1 protein-coding gene is annotated in these 241 nt (G+C 74.3%); it reads right to left on the bottom strand.

Translation table 11 applies throughout. The features are described from left to right. Nucleotides 1-241 (bottom strand): ATP-binding cassette domain-containing protein (locus J0695_RS39550; RefSeq protein ID WP_372445914.1); only part of this gene is annotated, 241 nt, incomplete at both ends.

Raw genomic sequence — 241 nt, forward strand, 5'->3', positions numbered from 1 at the left:
TCGAAGAGGAGCACCTGCGGGTCGCCGAGCAGGGCGGCCGCGATGCCCAGGCGCTGGCCCATACCGAGCGAGAAGCTCTTGGAGCGCTTGCGGGCGACGTCCTGCAGTCCGACGACCCCCAGCACCTCGTCCACCCGGCGGGCCGGGATCCCGGAGAGCTGGGCCAGACAGAGCAGATGGCTGCGCGCGCTGCTCGACGCCAAGGCCGTGCACGGGGGGCGCAGCGCGCCGACCTGGCGCG

The organism is Streptomyces beijiangensis (genome assembly GCF_017315755.1).
Lineage (GTDB): Bacteria > Actinomycetota > Actinomycetes > Streptomycetales > Streptomycetaceae > Streptomyces > Streptomyces beijiangensis.